General features: G+C 71.7%; 14 protein-coding genes. 6 read left to right on the top strand and 8 right to left on the bottom strand.

Annotation, left to right across the window (positions count from 1 at the left end):
- Positions 1–90: 90 nt before the first annotated feature.
- Together ACFVWY_RS33100 and ACFVWY_RS33095 are read right to left on the bottom strand one after the other, a co-directional pair.
- Entirely contained in the window at positions 91–954 is an 864-nt protein-coding gene (locus ACFVWY_RS33100) for a DUF3592 domain-containing protein (protein ID WP_389878618.1), read from the bottom strand.
- 78 nt (positions 955–1,032) lie between these two features.
- On the bottom strand, positions 1,033–2,127 hold the full coding sequence (locus ACFVWY_RS33095; RefSeq protein ID WP_389878617.1) for a hypothetical protein: 1,095 nt from the start codon (positions 2,125–2,127) through the stop codon (positions 1,033–1,035).
- A 347-nt stretch (positions 2,128–2,474) separates the two neighbouring features.
- Between ACFVWY_RS33095 and ACFVWY_RS33090 the strand changes: the two genes are divergently transcribed.
- Positions 2,475–3,839 (top strand): bifunctional folylpolyglutamate synthase/dihydrofolate synthase, encoded by a 1,365-nt coding sequence (locus ACFVWY_RS33090; protein ID WP_389878616.1) that lies wholly within the window; start codon positions 2,475–2,477, stop codon positions 3,837–3,839.
- 172 nt (positions 3,840–4,011) lie between these two features.
- Here the strand turns inward: ACFVWY_RS33090 and ACFVWY_RS33085 are convergent, their stop codons facing one another.
- Positions 4,012–4,590 (bottom strand): hypothetical protein, encoded by a 579-nt coding sequence (locus ACFVWY_RS33085; protein WP_389878615.1) that lies wholly within the window; start codon positions 4,588–4,590, stop codon positions 4,012–4,014.
- 532 nt (positions 4,591–5,122) lie between these two features.
- Positions 5,123–5,377 (bottom strand): hypothetical protein, encoded by a 255-nt coding sequence (locus ACFVWY_RS33080; RefSeq protein ID WP_389878614.1) that lies wholly within the window; start codon positions 5,375–5,377, stop codon positions 5,123–5,125.
- Positions 5,378–5,702: 325 nt separating this feature from the next.
- Between ACFVWY_RS33080 and ACFVWY_RS33075 the strand changes: the two genes are divergently transcribed.
- Complete coding sequence (locus ACFVWY_RS33075) at positions 5,703–6,311, top strand: hypothetical protein (RefSeq protein WP_389878613.1); 609 nt, start codon at positions 5,703–5,705, stop codon at positions 6,309–6,311.
- Between the two features lie 285 nt (positions 6,312–6,596).
- Here ACFVWY_RS33075 and ACFVWY_RS33070 read toward each other — a convergent pair whose 3' ends face one another.
- Positions 6,597–7,331, bottom strand: a complete 735-nt coding sequence (locus ACFVWY_RS33070) for an alpha/beta hydrolase (RefSeq protein ID WP_389878612.1) — start codon at positions 7,329–7,331, stop codon at positions 6,597–6,599.
- A gap of 414 nt (positions 7,332–7,745) precedes the next feature.
- Here ACFVWY_RS33070 and ACFVWY_RS33065 point away from each other — a divergent pair, with 414 nt between their 5' ends.
- Positions 7,746–9,050, top strand: a complete 1,305-nt coding sequence (locus ACFVWY_RS33065; RefSeq protein ID WP_389878611.1) for a DUF4157 domain-containing protein — start codon at positions 7,746–7,748, stop codon at positions 9,048–9,050.
- A 255-nt stretch (positions 9,051–9,305) separates the two neighbouring features.
- On the opposite strand, the gene ACFVWY_RS33060 is transcribed toward ACFVWY_RS33065, so the two are convergent.
- The 3 genes from ACFVWY_RS33060 to ACFVWY_RS33050 form a co-directional block, all read right to left on the bottom strand.
- Entirely contained in the window at positions 9,306–9,710 is a 405-nt protein-coding gene (locus ACFVWY_RS33060; protein WP_389878610.1) for a DUF4232 domain-containing protein, read from the bottom strand.
- A 254-nt stretch (positions 9,711–9,964) separates the two neighbouring features.
- The gene (locus tag ACFVWY_RS33055) at positions 9,965–10,309 is read right to left on the bottom strand and encodes a hypothetical protein (RefSeq protein WP_389878609.1); all 345 of its coding nucleotides are present in this window, start codon (positions 10,307–10,309) and stop codon (positions 9,965–9,967) included.
- 242 nt (positions 10,310–10,551) lie between these two features.
- A complete protein-coding gene (locus ACFVWY_RS33050) occupies positions 10,552–14,481 on the bottom strand; it encodes an amino acid adenylation domain-containing protein (RefSeq protein ID WP_389878608.1) in 3,930 nt (1,309 codons plus the stop codon).
- Between the two features lie 532 nt (positions 14,482–15,013).
- Here ACFVWY_RS33050 and ACFVWY_RS33045 point away from each other — a divergent pair.
- From ACFVWY_RS33045 to ACFVWY_RS33035, 3 genes are all read left to right on the top strand, one after another.
- Positions 15,014–15,715, top strand: a complete 702-nt coding sequence (locus tag ACFVWY_RS33045; RefSeq protein WP_389878607.1) for a ScbR family autoregulator-binding transcription factor — start codon at positions 15,014–15,016, stop codon at positions 15,713–15,715.
- Positions 15,716–15,824: 109 nt separating this feature from the next.
- The gene (locus ACFVWY_RS33040; RefSeq protein WP_389878606.1) at positions 15,825–17,069 is read left to right on the top strand and encodes a cytochrome P450; all 1,245 of its coding nucleotides are present in this window, start codon (positions 15,825–15,827) and stop codon (positions 17,067–17,069) included.
- Between the two features lie 774 nt (positions 17,070–17,843).
- Positions 17,844–18,674, top strand: coding sequence for a BTAD domain-containing putative transcriptional regulator (locus tag ACFVWY_RS33035; RefSeq protein WP_389878605.1), 831 nt, complete (start codon positions 17,844–17,846; stop codon positions 18,672–18,674).
- Positions 18,675–18,774: the final 100 nt, after the last annotated feature.

Genomic DNA, 18,774 nt, shown 5'->3' with positions numbered 1-18,774 from the left:
CCCCCCTCGGCACCCTGCCCCCTTCCCCTGGCGCCTGCGCGCCGGAGTCCTTGCACCGGCTGCCGCGCCGGACGGTCCCGGCAAGCAGCGTCACAGCGCGACCAGCCCCACCACGGCCGCCGCCGCCACGGCCAGAAGGCCCACGACGTTGGCCGCCATGTCCCGCTTCCAGGAACGGCGTTCGGCCTCGACGTCCAGAACGAAGACGGCCGGGTCGCCGGGATCGTAGTGGACCGTGACGTCCAGGCCCCGCGATCCGGCGGGGTTCCGCAGCCCTGACTCGCAGTAGGCCGTCACGGCCGTACCGTCGAGGGTGGTGAAGGTGATGACCGGCACCAGGCGGGTGGAGGTGTGGCCGTCGTCGGTATCGACGCTGACGCTCTTGAGTACGGCGACGACACGGCCGGGTACCGCGGCCATGGCGGCCAGTTCGTCCAGACGGCGGTTCCTGTCACGTACGTTTCCGGGCAGGTGGTACACGCCGGAGAGAGCCCACGGCCCGCAGAAGCCGAGCAGAGCCCATGGCCAGCCCCGGTCGACCGCGGCGGCGACGACCAGAGCGGCGTAGACGAGGAAGACCGCGAAGGTCGGCCAGCCAAGACCGCGCCCGCCTTCGGAGGGGTTACCCGTGAACCGGTAGGCGTGGGGTCTTCCGCGCGGGTAGTGGACGCCGATCTCCCGGCCCACCCAGGCCACGCCGATCCTCTCGCCCCGCTCCCCGTCGTTGGTGACGGTGAACTCCTTTCCGGTGGAGGGGTCCTGGAAGGAGACGACCACGGCTATGCCGTCGTTCGGGGAGCTTCCGTGCCGGGGCTCCCCCACCCGCTCGATGAGCCCCTTCGCCCGGACCTCCCGCTGCGCCTTGGTCAGCCCGGCCAGCGACCTCCCGTACCCGACCAGCGCGACCGTGCCCAACACGCCACACCACAGCACCAGATATCCGTGCCAGTCCATCCGTGTCTCCTCCTGCCACCTCGGGGGACGGCCACCGAGCACGTCCGTGCCGTCCGGAACAGCGCTGTCCCCGGCACCTCACCGCGCGGGTGCGCGCCGCACCACCTTGCCCTGCCCGTCCGCCTCCAGTGACGCCGCGCCTTCAGGCCCGGTCACAACGACCCTGATGGTGAGGGAGCCGGTCAGACGGTCAGCGATGATCTGCCAGGTCCGCGGGGAGTGGACGCCGAGGGTGGTCGTGGCCTCCTTGAGCAGGGCGGGGAAACGATCGTAGGGCAGCGCCCCGGGGTCGAACCCCGGGGCCTGCGTGCCGGGCGGCGAGAAGACCACCGACAGCAGGCGCTCCTGCACGACGACGGTGAGCGCCCGGCGTGTGTCCCCGCCCTTGGTGAGCGAGCCGACGGCACGGTCCAGCTCACCCTTGCCGAGGAACGACTGGCCCGGTCCCAGGGCGACCGTTCCAGACGCCGATGACACAGTTGTGGAGGACGACGTGGAGGAGACGGACGGCCGCGCGGCCGAAGGCGGCTTCGCCGCGCCGTCCCGGCCGGAGAGGTCCGCACGGAAGAGCAGGACCACGGCGGCCCCGCCGAACAGCAGGCCGAGGAGCACGACAAGGCCGAAGGCACAGCCCTGCGGAGGCTCGGCCACCCTGGCCGCCCCGGGCACCGGGTCGAGGCGGGCCGAGGCCGCCCGGTCCTCCCACTGCGGTGTCGGCCGCTTCACGATCCGCACCCGCCACGGCCTGTCCGGCGGGTACTGGACCACCAGGACACCGCGCGGCCGGTAGCCGGAGAGGTCCACGAGGTTGATGTCCTGGGTGATTTCCACCCGGTACGCCGGCCCGTCGTCCGGTACGACGGTGAGCGCGAACCGGACCGGTATGTCGCTCGACTCGCCCCTGACGGCTTCCAGGCTCTCGATCACCGCGAGTGCTGTGCGGGGCACGACCGCCGCCTCCCGGGCACGCCTCGGCCTTCCGGCGAGGAAGAACAGCAGTCCGTAGACCGTGGGCACGACCAGCCCCGTGACGAACAGCTGCACGTTCTCGACGATCCCGCCCACGACGAGCGCGGCAAGCGATGTTCCGGCCACGCCACCGGTCAGGAACCCCCGGGCGAGCGCGACGGGTGTGTGGTGCGTGGGCGGCGGCGCACCCGTGGTAGTCGTCATACGGGCGATTGTGCTGGGCTCGGGTTTCGGCCGGTAGACCTTTGCCGCGGGCGGCGAAGAAGCAGGCCCCGCAGGCCCGTTCGGTCACGGCTCCGTCCCGCGGACCGGGCGTCGGGGATCGCGTCCGTCCGGGCCGGGGCGACCCTGCCGCGCCCGGCCCGGACGGCGGCCCGCAGCCGGGCGCGGCACCGGTTGGCCCGTGCGCCCCGCGCGTGATCCGCGGGCCCGAACGGTGCAGCGGCAGCCCGGAGGGAGCGGCGGTCCGCTCGGCGTCGGCCCGGCGGACGGCATGGAAACCCCTCCCACAACCCCTCACCCTGCGCTTCTCGGCCGTCACGTTAGGTGGCATGATCTGGCGGGTGGATTACCAACGCTGCATCGGCATCCTCGCCAAGGTGCACGAGAACCCCCACGGGCTTCCCCGGCCAGTACGGCAGGCACATGTCTCCAGACTGCTGGAGGCGCTGGGCCGTCCTGAGCGGGACCTGCGCGGAATGCTGGTGGTCGGGACGAACGGCAAGGGATCGACCTGCGCGTTCGCCGTGTCGGCGGTGGCCTCGACCGGCGCACGGGTGGGCAGTTTGCCCAGCCCGCATCTGCAGGAGCCCCGGGAGCGGATCAGGGTCAACGGGGTTCCTGTCACGCGCGCCGAGTACGCCGCGGCGTTCGCCGAGGTCTGGCGTGTGATCGAGCGGTGCGGTCTGCCCGTCCTGAGCCAGGGCATCTTCACCACCACCGCGGCCGTGCACTTCCGGCGGGCGGGCGTCGGCCTGGCGGTGGCCGAGGCGAGCATCGGGGGAAGCAGGGCCGCGGCCGCGGAGCTCGGCCTGGACGTGAAGGTCCTCACCGGCGTCGGACTGGACCACACCCGGCTGCTCGGCAGCTCCCTGGCCCAGATCGCTCGGGCCAAGATCGAAGCCGTGCAGGACGGCGACCATGTGGTTCTCGGGCGGCTGGTGCCCGAAGCGGCCACCAGTACGGAGCGGGTGCTCAAGGAACGGACGGGGCTGTCCGTGTGGCGCATGGACCATGAGATCCGCTACGCGGCCCGTCCCGTCGGCCGCGACGGCAACCGCGGTCCGGTGACGCTGGTGGATGTCACCACTCCCCGCGCCGTGCACCGCGATCTGCCCTGCCCCCTGCCGGGCGCGCACCAGCACCACAACCTCGCGGTCGCCATCGCCGCGGTGGACGCGATGGCCGAACGCGGTCACATCCGCGAGCCGGACGACGGACGCCTCCGCCCACGGCTGGCGGCCACACGCTGGCCCGGACGCCTTGAGCTGATCCCCCACGCCCGGCTGGACGACTGGACCGGCCGCGTCCTGCTGGACGGCGCCACCAATCCTCAGGGCGTCGCGACCGTCGCCCCGGAGATCCTGCGCCACGCCCGCGCCGACGGCCAACCGGGCCCGCCCGTACTGGTCTTCGCCTCGATGGAGGACAAGGACGTCCCCGGCATGCTCGCCCCCCTCCCCTCCACCTGGCCGCTGGTCCTCACCCGCACCGGCTCACACCAGGCCGCGGCCCCCACCACCTTGCACAGCCGGCTCTCCCCCGGCCGCCAAGGGCCGTGTCTGACAGCCGAAGACACCCCGTCAGCGCTGCGCCGGGCCGTCGGCATCGCCGGGCCCGGCGGCCTGGTCGTCGTACTCGGCTCGCTGCGCCTCATCGGCGAAGCCCGCACCGCACTCGCCCTGCAGCCCGCATGAGAGGCCCCACGAAGGACGTCGGCCGCGCCGACCCGCCGATCCGGGACCGGCGGCGATTCCGCGGTGCTCCGGCTCCAGGTCCGAGAGCGGTGCCCTGATCGAACTCATCGAACGCATGGAACGCATGGAACGCATCAAGAGCACCGCCGCGTGATCGGATGCGCGGCTGGGCTCACCCATCGCTCAGGGAGGTGACGAAGCGGCGGAAGACCGCGTCCCCGGCACGACTGACGGCGAGCTCCGCACACAGTGCGGGAAAGTCCGTCCATGCCTCACCCGCGACGGTCCACCTGCCGACGCTGCTGCGCCCGTCGCGGACGCGCACTTCGTCGACCCACCGGTCGGGCCCATCGCCCATCGAGCAGACGAAGAAATGTGTGTCCTCCACAGCGGGGGCCAGCCGGCCGATGAGCCGGTGGAGGTTGCGCATGTCGATGTAGCAGACGTCCGACAGCATCTCCCAGCAGAGGTAGTCCGCCCCCGGCGGGCCCAGATCGAACTCCCACCCTCTGCCCTGGGCCTCCTGGTTGAGCAGATGGACCGGCCAGACCTGCCCAGGCATCTCGGCGGCCACCACCGAGAGCGTCTCCTCGACCAGGGACCGCCACCCGGGGCGCACGCGGGCGAACGCCCGATGCGCGTCGGGCCACGGCGAGACCTGCGGAAAACGCAGCCGGAACCGTCCGCTCCAGCGATCGTCCCGCTCCGAGACGAACGTCTCCGGAGGCTCAACCGGGTAAGGCACGCTCACGTGTTGAGCATATCGGCAGGTTGCGCCGGTACCTGGCCGGCGACGGGGTGGCTGCCGCCGCGACCGGTCCGCACAGCCGGATGCGCCGTCCCGCCCGGCCGCCGGCTGCGGTCAGCGGCCAGGGCCAGGCCCGCCCTTCGTGAAGCGGTCAGCCGCCGGTGGCGGCGTCCGGGTCCGGGTCCGGGCAAGACCTGCGCCGAGCACGCCTTCTCCCTGTACCCCGGCTGCCAGAACGGTACGGATGGGGTCGTGGCGGCCGGCCGGTCCTCGCGCGGAGAGGGACTCGCCGTCAGCCGATACCGCGGCCACCGCCCTCGGCGGACTCGGCGGACTCGGCGGACTCGGCGGACTCGGCGGACTCGGCAGGTGAACGTCCCGCTGGCGGAGTCGGTCCCGGGAAGCCGTTGAGGGCGGGGCGTCGTGGGGTGCCTGGCGCGGGCACCCCACGACGTGATGGCAGTGACGGGTCGGCAGATTTCTCTGTCCGGCGCCCCGTCAGCGGGGCTACGCGTGGTCGCCCATGAGGCGGGTGTCAGTCCTGGGCCCGGCCGCGGTAGCCGACGGGGCCTTCGCCGGGGAACTGGGCCGTTCCCTCGAAACGGCTGCCCTCGTCGAAGAAGGTGACGGAGCCGTTGCCCTGGTCCCCGCTCCAGGTGACGGTCGTCCCTGTCGAGGGGCGGCCGTCCTCGGGAACGGATTCGTCGCGGTTCGCGATGCTGAGCGACAGCGGCGCGTCCGACTGCCAACCGCCGCCTCCGGTGTGAATCTCGGTCTCGTACGTAGCCATGGGCTCCCTCTTCTCCTCCGCCGGAACGCGGGGTGGCAGCTCGCGCGCCCCGCAGCGCCACCTTCACCAGGAGCGAAAGAGGGCGCCACAGGATCAGGTCTATCGCCGGACGAAACCACTCGTGGGAGCGAGCGTCCGCGCAGGGGGGCGAACCGGCCCGCTCGTCCGGCTCGGACACGGGTCTCGCTGACCGGTCCGGTCACCGGTCGGCGCTCCAGGACCGCGCGCGACGCGCGGATCGCGGTGCGGCGCGTGAACGGGGCACTGGCTCACCGGGACCGTGACGTCCGGGCCCGGCCGTCACACCTCGCGGTAGCCTCTCACCATGCATCACGGGGTGGGCGAGGGCGCGCTGGTTCTGGAGGCTCGGGAGATGCTCGGCGCAGGACAGCGCGAGCAGGCGGTCTTCGCCGAGCTGGCCGCGAGGACAGGCGAGTGGGGTGTCTGTGCGCTGGCCGTGTGCCTGGCCCTGGGCGTACCCCGGACCGACGCCGAGAACCGGCTCCGCGAGGTCGAGCCGCTCTTCGCGGAATTCGCGAGGGGTGAGGAGGAAATCCTCGCCTCCCTTCTCCACTTCGGGCACATGTTCATCGTGAACCGGGTACTTGACGAGTACGACGAGCACATTCGCGGCCTGCTGGGAAGCGCCGCCAGCGCCCGCGGAGGCTGTCCCGGCAGCCTGCTCGGGTGGTTTCGCACCGGGGAGCTCACGAAGATCTTCCTCTACTTCGCCAGAACCCGGTTCCCGGACGAGCGGGGCTCACCTCACGCTTTCTGGGCAGCCATGACCACGGCTGGCGAGCTGCTGGCGGGCAAGGGCGGTCCGCACCAGGCTGAGGTGCTGGCGGGGCTGGAACGCTGCCGCACGCAAGCTGCCGCCATCGGCGCGGGACAGACCGTGACCGGCGAGAGACCTCCGCGCAGGCGGCCCTGACGGCTCCGGCGGTCCGGCGCCCGGCAGCCGCGGGTACTGATGCCGCTCAGTGCGCAGAGGCTGGGCAGGGCCCCGCGCGTCGTCACGGAGCGCGCCGGTGCCGCGCCGTACCGCTGATGGCCGGGCGAGCGTTGCCCCCGGCCGACCGGAACCGGCCGGCCGGGGGCGGGTTGTGCACCTGCTGGGCCGCGCAGTCGAGGAGGGCCGGGGCCTGTCCTGGTGAGCGGCGTACCGACCAGTGCCGCCTGCCGGTCTGGCGGTCTGGCGGCGGGGGCCTGCCCGTGACTAACGCAGATGCCGGGCGAAGAACCCGGCCGCGTCCTCCCCCGCGGACTGCGGGACGCCGGTGTGGCCGCCCATGCTGGCGTGCAGGGACTTCTCCTTGGAGCCGAAGGCGTCGAACAGGTCCAGGGCCGCCTGCCGGTCGTTGCCTTCGTCGTCCCACTGAAGCAGGACGTGCAGCGGAACAGTGACCTGGCGGGCTTCCTCGAACATGGCGGCGGGCACGAGACTCCCGGCGAACAAACCGGCGGCCACGATGCGCGGCTCAACCACCGCCAGCCGGATGCCGATGGAGATCACTCCCCCCGAGTACCCCACCGGGCCGCCGATCCCGGGCAGCGCGAGAAGGGCGTCCAGGGCGGCCTGCCATTCCGGGACCGCCTTTTCGACGAGCGGGAGGATGAGGGCGTCGGTGATCTCGCCGCCGACCGGGCCGCCGGCCTCCATGGCCCGGCGCAGTTCGGCGCGGGCCTGCTCGACGGCGGGCCAACGGGGCCGGTCACCGCTGCCGGGGAGCTCGATGGTGGCCGCGGCGAAGCCGTCCGCCGCGGCGTGCCGGGCCCGCCGCACCAGCCGGGGGTACATCGCGCGCAGTCCGAGCGGAGGGTGGCCGAGCAGGATCAGCGGCACCGGTGCGGACGCGGACATCGGCGTCCACAGGATGCCGGGGATCTCGCCGAGGGTGAACGCGCGCTCGATGACACCGTCGTCGAGATGCCGCTCAGAGGTGACATGCATGGGTCGTGCCTTTCGGGAGTGCGCAGAACGGCGCTCCCGGACGACCGCCTATCGCCCGACCGTGGCCTCGGAGGAGAGCACCCACGTCGATACGTTCACGGGTACCACCTCCTCAATCCCTCGCACGGCCTCCGGGAACGTAGCAGTGGGCGCCGCGGTCCGCCAAGCGGGTTCTTGCGGCCCATCCGGCCCCGTCGCGGTCCCAGGGCCCGTCTCAGCGGCCACGGGGGCCTCCAGCGGCGGGCCATGACCTGGGATCATCCACCGCTCAGGATCCACTTCTGCCGCACGGCCTGAGGTGCTCCGCGTTCCGGGCGTCCTCGCGGGGCAGCGAAGCGTGTCCGTACGGATCTGGCACGCGCGGGGGCCCGGCAGCTATGCAGGAGGTTGCGTCCTCCTGTGAGAAGAAGGTCTATGCGAGCCCGAGAGAAGTCCCAGGACCCCAGCACCGGTACCACGCACGCCTCGGCCCGTGCGCGCGCGTCCAGCCGTACGCCGGGCAGGCAGGAGAGCCGGGGCGCCAAAGAGGCCGAAGAGCCGCCCGTGCTCATGGGCTTGCAGGACACCCTCGGCAACGCGGCCGTCGTGCAGATGCTCCGCGCCGCCGGGCACCTCGGAGAGGAGGACGTGAACCGGCGCACCGCCGGCCACGGGGACGGCGGGACCGGGCTGCCCGCCGTGCAGCGTTCCGCGGTGCACGAGGTGCTCGGCAGGGCAGGGCGTCCGCTCGACGACGCGACCCGCGCCGACATGGAGGCGCGGCTCGGCGCCGACTTCTCGGACGTACGGGTGCACAGAGGTGCCGTGGCCCGGGCCTCCGCCGCGGAGATCGGGGCGCGTGCGTACACCTCGGGCAGTCATGTGGTCATCGGCGCCGGGGGCGGAGACAGGCACACGCTCGCGCACGAGCTGACCCACGTGATCCAGCAGCGCACGGGCCCCGTGGCGGGCACCGACAACGGGGCGGGCCTCAGGGTCTCCGAGCCCTCCGACCGCTTCGAGCGCGAGGCGGAGGCCACCGCGCGAAGGGTCATGTCCAGCGGCCCGGCCGTGCAACGCGTCACCCTCGACGGCCCCAGGAAGCGGGCGGGCGAGGGAACGGCGGTCCAGCGGGCGAACGACTCGGAGAACCGGCCCTGGATCAATCACGCCGACGCGGCCGACGACTGGTTCGCCGACAACGCCGCTGCGGTGCGCGCGGACGGCCTCGTCCTGAGCGGTCACGGCGGCTGGGACCGGGTGGACGGCTACTTCCGGGTGCCCAGGGGAACGAGGGTGCACTTCTACACCGTCCACGGGCAGACCGTCCCGGATGACCTGGGCGGTCAGGTGGAGCGGGGCACCGAGCAGCGCGGCAGCGTCGAACAGGGGCGGCAGGCCGGTGCCTCGCGCACCGTGGTGGGCGGCCGGTCCGTGGCCAACTACCGGATCTCCTACCCCTCCGGGCTCACCATCAGGGGCAATCCCGTAGTGGCCACACCCGTGGCAGGCGGGTACAGCGTCGAGATCGACCCGGGAACCCCAGCCCCCAGATTCATCAACGTGGCCACGCTACTCGATCCCCAGCTCGCGGGGCACTCGATCGTGTTCGACGGCAATGTGCTGCTGAGCGACATCCTGCAGGCGGACATGGGCGACGTGCACTTCGCGGCCTGCCGTTTCGTGGAAACCGGCCGTCCGGACACCAGGAACCAGGATGAGGGTCTCTTCAACCCGTGACGGCAGGGGCAGGAGCACCGCCCGGTGCCCGTGACGCTCAGGAACGGGGCGGGCACCGCGTCGCGCGGTGCGCTGGCCCCGGCAGCCGCCAGCCGAGACCGTGTGTCCGGCGGTGTCTCCCGGAACGTGCTGCGAAAGGGGCGGCGTACCAAGCGCCGGGGGCGCGGGCTCCGGCTGCACGCCGGACGTCCACGTCCATGTCCCCGGCCGGGTAGGGCGGTTGGCCGCCGACGGGACCGGACGTGTGCCTCACGTCTACTCGGCCGTGTGCGTGGGGTAGACCTCAACGTCGGTGTAGGCGCCCTTGACGCCCCCCGCGCCCGCGGGCCACTTCAGGCTCACGGTGTGGGTCTCGTTCGGGGGCGTCACCAGGATGCCGGCCGGTGAGGCGAGGCTGTCGCCGCTGTTGTCGACGTCGTAGGCGAGGTTGAAGACAGCGGCGTCGCCGGGCTTCAGGGTGGTGACACGCGGCTGGGCGGAGCCGCGCTCGATGGGGTTCGAGGTGTTGTCGGCGTCCTTGATGTCGACGCCCGCGAAGCCCGTCGCCGAGCAGGTGGCCGACCCCCGGTTGATCATGGTGATGTCGATCCTGCCGGAGTCCTTGCCGGGCGCGGCGTCCCTGGCGTCGATGGCCAGGTCTGCCGTCTTGCAGAACGTCATCTTGCCGCCGGTCGTCGTCGCGCCGTTCGCGGCATCCGCGCGGGTTTCGGTGCCGTCGCCGGAGCCCGGCTTCGGGACAACGCGCCCAGGGCTTAGGGCCTCTCGTTTGGATCATGCCGGGCTCGCGGGGGCCGGCACGCACATCTGCCGCGTTGTCGTCAGTCACCGACGCTCCGCGTCGGCTCCTTCCTCCGCCTTGCAGCTGCACGCACCAGCCCCCGCTCCCTGATCCAGCCTGATCCAAACGAAAGACCCTAGGGCTTGTGGTCCGGCACGGGCTCGGGCAGTCCCGCGTACCAGCCCTGGACGGCCAGCCAGAACCCGGTCAGCACGATGGCGACGATCACGACGCGGCCCGTGTACCCGGCGGCGGACGGCCCGGCCGTCCAGCGCCGGGGCAGCAGCCACGCCGCCAGAGCGGCCAGCACTCCGCCGAGAACGGTCAGCGGGAGCTCCGCGTACAGCACGCTCCAGTCCGGTCCCGGCTCGAATCCGGCGCGCGCACGGAGTTCGGCGTCCGCGGCCCATCCCAGCAGCCCGACGAATCCACCGGCCAGGGCCACCCCCGTACCGCTCAGCGCTTCAGCACGTTCTCTCATGATCACTAAGGACGTGGGCCGCCTCGTGGGAGTTCCCGGAAAATCGTACGATTCTCTGCCACAAGGTTCGAGCTGCCACGGAGCGCAGGCGGTCGGCCGGTGCGAGGGGCTCGCGAGGGGCCTGCCACGCTCCTCTTCTTCGGATGCGGTCAGTTCGTGCCGCGGGCGCCCCGAAGCGCGCACCACGGTGGTGGTGTCCGCTCCGGGGCGCCGTGGAAGGGCGCCGCGTTCCCGCTTCGCCGTTATCCGGCGTGCGGGCCGTCCGCCAGCAGCGCCGCGAGGGGGCCGGGCCGGTCCTTGACGAAGTAGTGGCCCGCGCCTGGCAGCACGGACAGGCTCGTGCGGTGCGCGTAGCGGTTCCATCCCCGGTAGCCGTCCTCGTACCCTGCGGTCGCCGGGTCCGTGTCTCCGATGACGACGTGGACGGGGGTGCGCAGTTTCTCCCACCGTTGCGCGGACTCGATCTGGAAGGCCGCTCCCCGGACCATGGCCTGGCGGACCTGCTTCAGGACGTGCCGCAGGTCTCCCTCGTCGAGGACGCCGTCGAAGCCGCCCAGGGACCGAAGGTAGGAGTAGAGCGCGTCGTCGGTCTGTGCTTCGAGTGTGGCGAGGGAGCGGCGGGGGTCGGGGTCGGTGAGGGCCGCGGCCAGGTGGACGGCCCGGGGGGCGGTGTTCCGGTCCTCCAGTTCCCGTGCCGTGAGCAGGGCGAGTACGGTGCCGACGCAGTGTCCGTAGAGGGCGAACGGGCCGTTCACGGTGTCGGCTATCTCCTCGGCGAGGTGCTTGGCCGCTTCTCGCAGTGTCGGAGCGTCCTGGGCCGGCAGGGTGGGGTCGTGGCCGGGAATCGCGGCGGCGCGCAGTTCCATGTGCGGGGGCAGGCAGGTGGCGAGCTGCTGGAACGCGGTGGCGCTTCCGCCTCCGTAGGGGATGCATATGAGGGACATCCGTGGTGCTGCGGGCCTGGGCGGTGTCAGGGTGCGCAGCCAGTGCTTCTTCTCCGCCTCGTGGTCTGCCGTGCGCAGGTGTGCGGCGAGGCGGCGTGGGGTGGGGTGGGTGAAGATGTCGATGGCTGAGGCGTGGTGGCCGATGCTCCGTGCGACCCTGACGGCTTTGAAGGAGTCGCCGCCGAGGTCGAAGAAGTCGTCGTCGATGCCGATGGTGCCGGGGGCCGTGTCGGCGAGAGCGCTGCTCCAGGCCTGGATGATCTGCCGTTCGAGCGGGTTCGTGGCGGGTGCCGGGGTTCGTGAGGCCGTGGGGGCGGGGGTGGGGAGAGCCGCGTGGTCCAGCTTCCCGTGCGGGGTCATCGGGAACGCGTCGATGACGACGACGAGGGAGGGCACCATGTAGCCCGGGAGGGTTTCCCTGAGGGCGGTGCGCAGTGCTGCCGGGTCGGGGCGGGGGCCGGGGGCCGGGACCGCGTACGCTCTCAGGACCGCGTCGCCGACGGTGTCGGTGCTCACGAGGGCACGGGCGTCGGCGACCTCGGGCAGGTTCTTCAGTGCGGCTTCGATCTCGCCGAGTTCGATGCGGAAGCCGCGGACCTTGACCTGGTTGTCCGCGCGGCCCCGGTATTCGAGCAGACCGTCCGGTAGCCAGCGTGCCAGGTCTCCGGTCCGGTACAGGCGTGCTCCGGGCGGTCCGAAGGGGTGCGGCAGGAAGCGCTGTTCGGTCAGGGCGGGCTGGTGGAGGTAGCCGTCCGTGACCTGTTCTCCGCCCACGTGGATCTCGCCGGTGATCCCGTCGGGGACCGGGCGCAGGGTGCGGTCGAGTACGTACACCTCCGCATTCGGCAGGCCGGCTCCGATGATGCTGCCGGGGGCGTCGGCGACCAGCTTCGCGGTGAGGGGCTGGTGGGTGACGTGGACGGTGGTTTCGGTGATCCCGTACATGTTGACCAGGCGGGGTGTCTGGTCGCCGTGCCGTTCGTACCAGGGGACGAGCCGTGCCAGGTCCAGGGCTTCGCCTCCGAACACCACGTAGCGGAAGGCGAGTTGGCCGGTGATGCCGGGGGTGTCCTGCTCCTCTCGCATGAGCTGGTAGAACGCGGACGGTGTCTGGTTGAGCACCGTTACCCGTTCCGCGGCCAGCAGGGCGAGGAAGGCCTCGGGAGAGCGGGCGACCGTGCCGGGGACGACGACGAGCCGTGCGCCGTGCAGGAGTGCCCCCCAGATCTCCCAGACGGAGAAGTCGAACGCGTAGGAGTGGAACAGGGTCCATACGTCGTCCGGGCGGAAGTCGAAGAGGCGCCGGGTCGAGGAGAGCAGGCTCATCACGTTGCGGTGTGTCACCACCACGCCTTTGGGGGTGCCGGTGGATCCGGATGTGTAGATGACGTAGGCCGGGTCCGTGGCGGTGAGGGGGGCCGCCCGTTCGGTGTCCTGGAGGTCGTGCGCGGGGTGCGCGGCGAGTGCCGTATGGGTTTCGGGGGCGTCGAGCAGGACATGGGGGCGGCCGTCGCCGGGGAGGCGCGCGGCCAGCGTGCGGGTGGTGATGAGGAGGTGCGGGTGTGCGTCACCGAGGATGTGGGTGATGCGTTCGGACGGGTAGTCGGGGTCGACCGGAATGTAGGCCGCGCCGGTTTTCAGGACGGCGAGGAGTGCGGTGAGGAGGTCGGGCGAGCGGGGCAGGGCGAGGGCCACATTGCGGTGCGGACCGGCCCCGGCCTCCGTCAGGAGACGTGCGAGCCGGTTGGCGCGGGCGTTGAGCTCCCGGTAGCTCAGCGCTGTTCCTTCGCATGTCACCGCGGTGTGTTCCGGGAACCGTTGGGCCTGGGCTTCGAAGGCCTGGGCGAGGGTGCGTGGGTCGGTTTCGGCAGTGAGGCCGACGTGGGCGCGGTCCAGCAGGTGCTGGCGCTCCGCCGGGTCCAGGATGTCGAGGTCGTGCACGGTGCTCGCGGGAGCGGTGATGAAGGTGTCGAGAACGGTCAGGTAGCGCTTGAGGTGCCCGGTGAGTTCGGCGGGGGTGTACCGGTTCGGGTTGGCGTTGAGTACGAGGCGCAGGCCGCCTTCGCGGGGGGTCACGGCGAGTGTGAGGTCGTCCACCGGGCCGGGGGCCAGGGGGTGGAAGCGTGCGGTGACGTCACCGAAGGCGAGGTCGTAGTCGAAGGTCATCAGGTTGATGTGCGGTCCGCACAGCGCGCCGCTGTCGTTCAGGAGGCCGAGGTCCCTGCGGATGTCCTCGTAGCGGTGGCGCTGGTGCCTGACGGCGAGCCGGGTGCGGTCGACGGCGTGGCGGACCAGTTCGGACGCCGTCATGCCGGGGGAAACGGTCAGGTGCAGGGGGACGAGGTTGGACACCATGCCGGGGGTGCGCTGTGCCGCCGGTGTTCTGCGCGCGGTCACCGGCAGGCCGAGGATGATCTCGTGCGCCCCGGTGACGCGGTGGGTGTACGCGGTGAGCGCGGCGATGAGCAGGCTGCTCCAGTGGGAACGCAGGGTCCGGGCCGCGGTGCGCAGCCGGGCGAATTCCGGCTGCGGCAGGTAGTGGGTCTCGCGCAGGGAGCTGTGGGCTGCGGCTGCTCTCCGTTCGGAGAGGGACGCCACTTGTTCGAGGGCGGGCATTCTTGTCCGCCAGAACTCCCGGTCGGTCTCCGCCGCGGGTGAGGCCCGGTAGTCGGTGTCGTCCCGCACCAGATCGCGGAGCTGTCCGAAGCCGGCGGGGGCGGGTTCCCGTCCGGATGTGAGGTCCGCGTAGAGGTCGGCGACGCGCCGGGCGATGAGTGAGTGGGAGAAGCCGTCCATGACGAGGTGGTGGAACTTCTGGTACCACACGTGGCTGTTCTCGCCGAGTCGCAGCAGCGCCTCGGTGAACAAGGGGCCGCTGTGCAGGTCGACCGGGGTGGCCAGGTCGTCCCGCATCCACTGTTCGGCGGCGGCCTGCGGGTCGGGGGCTGTGCTGAGGTCCAGTACAGCGACCGGGATTTCCCCGGGGACGTCGACGATCTGCCAGGGGCCGGTGTCGTCTTCCCCGCACCGGATGTGCAGGCACTGCGCCTCGGCCACGGCACGGCGCACGGCGTCGCGCAGCGTCCCGGTGTCCAGGGGTCCGTGGAGTTCGGCGTATTCGGCTGTGACATAGGCCGGGTTTTCCGGGTCGAGTCGCTGAGCGAACCAGATCCCGCTCTGTCCGGCTGTCAGGGGAAGCCGCGTGGTGTGCGGGGCTTGCTCGGGCATGCTGTCCTCTCTCGTTTCTTCTCGTCCGTTGCCGTGGGAGCGCCTGTCGGGGCGCTTGACCGCGGCTTTCGAGGGAGAGGAGGAGCCGGTCGCCGTCCGGCGACGGTGGGACACGAAAGCCCTCGGCCGGTGCTGTGTCCTGCGGCATCGGCGCCCTTCAGGGCTGTACTGTCCGTTGGCGTATCGGCGCTGGTGCACGTGGTTCGCGACAGGCGGTGTGCTGGCGCCGGTCCGGCGAGATCCTGGTGAACCGGCCGCGTACCGCTCCCCCGTGAACGGTCCGTGACTGCGCATGATGCTAGTGCCGCCCGGTACTGCCAGGCCAGGTGCACAATGCACGGGTCCGGATGAAGAATGATCGCCACGAAGGCACCGGGAAGGGCGGGGCGAAGGCCGCCGCGGGAGTGCTGGAGTTCGAACTGCGGTCAGCAGAAGGCGTGTTCAACGCTGCGCGGGTGGATACCCCACTGATATCATACGGGTCTGCCGGTTTTTTTTGAGATGTCACCAGCCAGTTTCCCGGAGGTGAGGCGTGGCCCAGCAAGAGCGCGCGGTTCGGACACGGCGGGCGATTCTCGCCACGGCCGCCGAGGTCTTCGACGAGGTCGGCTACGAGGCGGCCACGGTGTCCGAGATCCTCGCCCGGTCGGGAGTGACCAAGGGGGCCCTCTATTTCCACTTCGCCTCCAAGGAGCACCTCGCCCAGGGCGTACTGCTGGAGAACGCCCAGGTCGTTCCTCCGGTCCCGCCACAGCATCTGAAGCTGCAGGAGGCCGTCGACCGCGGCATGCTGCTCGCCTACCGGATGGGCTACGACCCCCTGCTGCGCGGCAGTGTGCGGCTGGCACTGGAGCGGTCGGGGAACGACAGCCTGGACCGCAGCGTGCCCTTCGACGCCTGGATGCGGGAGAGCGAGATCCTGCTCGAACAGGCCCGGACGGTCGGGGAGCTGCAGCCGCACGTGGACACCCGCGAGCTGGCCGGGGTGTTCGTCGGGGCGTTCGCCGGTATCCAACTGATGTCGCAGGCGATGACCGACCGTCAGGATCTGTGCGAGCGCATCTCGGTGCTGTACCGCGTGCTGATGGCCGGTGTCGCCGTGCCCAGCGTGCTGGTGCAGCTGGACGTCTCCGCGGACCGCGGGGCCCGGGTGCAGGCCCTCGTCGAGCAGCAGGGGGCGCGGGCGCAAGGTGCGGAGAAGGCCGGCCGTTCCTTTCTCGTAGGACAGGACTGAGCGCAGCCGCGCCGTCCGGCGCGGCTGCGCGGATCGAAGGTTCCACCGCACGACGGCCGTACAGGGCCGGGTTCACGGCAGCATGTCACCCCATAGGACGGAGTGCACCATGGCTACCTCGGTCTGCCCGTACGCGATAGACCTGACGGGCAGTGATCTCGCCGGAGAAGCGGCCCGGTTACGGCGGGACGGCCCGGCCTCCCGTGTGCTGCTGCCCGGCGGCGTGATGGCCTGGGCCGTCACCCGGCACGCCACGGCCAAGCGCCTGCTGAGCGATCCGGCCGTCTCGAAGGACGCCGCCCAGCACTGGCCGGCCCTGAAGCAGGGCGGTGTCGGTGAGGAGTGGCCGCTCATCCACTGGATCACCGCCAGGAACATGCTCTCCGCCTACGGTGCGGAGCACAGCAGGCTGCGCCGCCTGATCGCGGGCGCCTTCACCCACCGGCGCAGCGAGGCCCTGCGGCCGCGGGTGGTGGAGTACACCACGGGGCTCCTGGAGTCGCTGGACCGGCGGCCCGGCGGTGAGCCCGTCGATCTCGTCACGCACTTCGCGCTCGAACTGCCCATCCAGGTGATCTGCGAACTGTTCGGTGTCTCCAGCGCCGACCGTCCCGTGCTGCGGCACGGACTCAGCGAGTCGTTCCGCACGTCCGCCACGGCCGGGGAGGTCCGGGCCGCACAGCTCAGCCTGCACCAGGTGCTGGCCGACCTGGTGGCGGCCAAGCGTCTGGCACCGGCCGACGACCTCACCTCCGCTCTCGTGTGGACGCGGGACAGCGACGGCACGCGGCTGACCGAGCAGGAGCTCGTCGACACACTGCTGCTGATGATCGGTGCGGGCCACGAGACGACGGTCAACCTCCTGGGCAACGCTGTCGTCGAACTCCTTTCATCTCCAGGGCAGTTGGCTCAGGTTCAGGCGGGCTCCGCCGGTTGGGACGACGTGATCGAGGAGACGCTCCGGGCGCGCGGCCCCGCGGGGTTCGTGCCCCTGCGGTTCGCGGTGGAGGACATCGACCTCGGTGAGGGCGTCGTCATCGGCCGGGGTGAGCCGGTGCTGATCTCCTTCGCCGCAGCGGGGCTCGATCCGGAGCAGCACGGGCCGGACGCGGCGGAGTTCGACGTGATGCGCCCGGCCCCGCGCGACCACATCGCCTTCGGTCACGGGGTGCACCACTGCCCGGGAGCGTCGCTGGCGCGGCTGGAGGCCGCAGTGGCGCTGCCCGCCCTGTTCGCGCGTTTTCCCGGGATGCGGCTCGCGCGGCCGGCCCAGGAGCTGGAGCCGACCCCGTCCTTCATCACCAACGGGTTCCGCGAGATCCCGGTCCTGCTCGGCCCGGCGGACGGGCGGTGATCGCGCCGGGGTGCGGCCGGCGGCCGTGCGGCAGGGCTGTTCCCGGCGGAGCATCCGCTGCGGCCACCGGACCGGCGCGGGCCGTTTCCGGGTGAACGGCTCGGACGGGCCGAAAGGGGCAGCAGCCGTGCCGCTCCGGCACGCTGAGGTTCTGGCCGCGGGCGGGGCCCGCCGGGATGCCGCACACCGCTGAACCGGGGCGTACGGGGTGCGCGGGGCGTCTCCCGCGTCGCCGGGACGCAGCGGGAGACGGCCGGCGGGCAGCCCGGCGGGCACCCCGCGCAACTGGCCCCGGGGCTGGATCCGTTGCGCGCGCTGGTGCCGCGCGGCGCCCGCGCCGCCAGCCGGCCTCCCCCGGCCGGACGGGAAGGCCGTGACGGTACGCCCTGACGGCCACGTGCCGCGGAAGTCCGGGGACGAGGATCTTCAGGGTGCGGAGGCGGTGGTCCGGCGATCCCCCCTGCGGATGCCGTGCTCGGCACGTGGCCGCCGACGCGGTGAACGCCATCGTTCGACGCCGGTTTCCCCGGGCGTCGCACGGTCGGCACCCACAACGTACCGGTTGTGCTGTTTTTGCGGTTTCCGAACTGAGCTTGCCTCGAACGGGGCTGAATCCGTGGGAGTTTTCCTGCCGTAACCCGCTCCAGAACCCCTTGGCCCGCCTTAAGAAACCGACTATGCTGTTTTTATTCGGTGGCATCGTGTCGGTTCCCGAACCCGGCGGCACGCCTGGTAAAGCAGACCGAGAGGGTCTGCGCGGATCTGGAGAGAGACATGGACATTGAAGTGCTCGGCGGGTTCTCGGCGCGGCTGAACGGTGTTCCGGTGGTGCCGACCGCCCCCAAACCTCGTCAGATCCTGGCCCTCCTCGCCCTGAACGCAGGCCGCGTCGTGTCCCCGCACGTTCTCGCCGAGGAGCTCTGGGGCACCCAGCCGCCGCGCAGCGCGCGCGCGACGCTTCAGACCTACATCCTGCAGCTGCGGGAGCTGATCGGCCCCGCCCTGACCGGCGGCACAGCGGAGCCGGACGCCCGGTCGGGCAAGGACGTGCTGGTGACCCTGCCGGGCGGCTACCGGTTAGAGGTGGGCGACGGCTCGCTCGACTTCCATGATTTCGAGTACCTGAGCACCAAGGGCTACCGGGCCATGGACACCGACGACTACGCGGGCGCGGCCCGCATGCTGCGCGAGGCACTCTCGCTGTGGCAGGGGCCCGCGCTGGCGGATGTGAACGCGGGAAGCCATCTCGACGTGGAGACACGGAGGCTGGAGGAGTCCCGGCTGTGCGCCCTCGACCAGCGCATCGAGGCGGACCTGTGCCTGGGCCGCCACCGCGAACTGCTCCCGGAGCTCACCGTCCTGGTCGAGCGGCACACCATGCACGAGAGCCTGCACAGCCAGTTCATGCTGGCGCTGTACCGCTCGGGACGCGGCGGCGAGGCGCTGCACGTCTACCAGCGGCTGCGCGGCACGCTGGTGCGCAACCTGGGGCTGGAGCCCAGCGCGCCGCTGCGCCGGCTCCAGCACTCGATCCTGAAGGCGCCCTCCGACTTCACGCAGGACACCCTGCTCGACGGCCGCAAGGCACCCGCGCCGGTCAGCTGACCGGCGCGGCGGGAACTCCCTGCCGCCCGCCGGTCGGCCAACCGGCGGGCGGCAGGGAGTTCCCGCCGGGCCTTGCCGGGTTCGGCGGGGCAGGGATGAG

Origin of the sequence: Streptomyces sp. NPDC058195 (assembly GCF_042883525.1) — a bacterium.
GTDB lineage: Bacteria > Actinomycetota > Actinomycetes > Streptomycetales > Streptomycetaceae > Streptomyces.
The sequence above is the reverse complement of the archived record's forward strand: the minus strand, read 5'-3'. Positions and strand labels throughout refer to the sequence as shown.

Bases quoted from the DNA above. Each gene is read 5' to 3' on its own strand.
- ACFVWY_RS33070 (WP_389878612.1), bottom strand. From the start codon at position 7,331: ATGCATGTCACCTCTGAGCGGCATCTCGACGACGGTGTCATCGAGCGC.
- ACFVWY_RS33035 (WP_389878605.1), top strand. From the start codon at position 17,844: ATGGACATTGAAGTGCTCGGCGGGTTCTCGGCGCGGCTGAACGGTGTT.
- ACFVWY_RS33040 (WP_389878606.1), top strand. From the start codon at position 15,825: ATGGCTACCTCGGTCTGCCCGTACGCGATAGACCTGACGGGCAGTGAT.
- ACFVWY_RS33095 (WP_389878617.1), bottom strand. From the start codon at position 2,127: ATGACGACTACCACGGGTGCGCCGCCGCCCACGCACCACACACCCGTC.
- ACFVWY_RS33065 (WP_389878611.1), top strand. From the start codon at position 7,746: ATGCGAGCCCGAGAGAAGTCCCAGGACCCCAGCACCGGTACCACGCAC.
- ACFVWY_RS33080 (WP_389878614.1), bottom strand. From the start codon at position 5,377: ATGGCTACGTACGAGACCGAGATTCACACCGGAGGCGGCGGTTGGCAG.
- ACFVWY_RS33055 (WP_389878609.1), bottom strand. From the start codon at position 10,309: ATGAGAGAACGTGCTGAAGCGCTGAGCGGTACGGGGGTGGCCCTGGCC.
- ACFVWY_RS33100 (WP_389878618.1), bottom strand. From the start codon at position 954: ATGGACTGGCACGGATATCTGGTGCTGTGGTGTGGCGTGTTGGGCACG.
- ACFVWY_RS33050 (WP_389878608.1), bottom strand. From the start codon at position 14,481: ATGCCCGAGCAAGCCCCGCACACCACGCGGCTTCCCCTGACAGCCGGA.
- ACFVWY_RS33060 (WP_389878610.1), bottom strand. From the start codon at position 9,710: ATGACGTTCTGCAAGACGGCAGACCTGGCCATCGACGCCAGGGACGCC.
- ACFVWY_RS33090 (WP_389878616.1), top strand. From the start codon at position 2,475: ATGATCTGGCGGGTGGATTACCAACGCTGCATCGGCATCCTCGCCAAG.
- ACFVWY_RS33075 (WP_389878613.1), top strand. From the start codon at position 5,703: ATGCATCACGGGGTGGGCGAGGGCGCGCTGGTTCTGGAGGCTCGGGAG.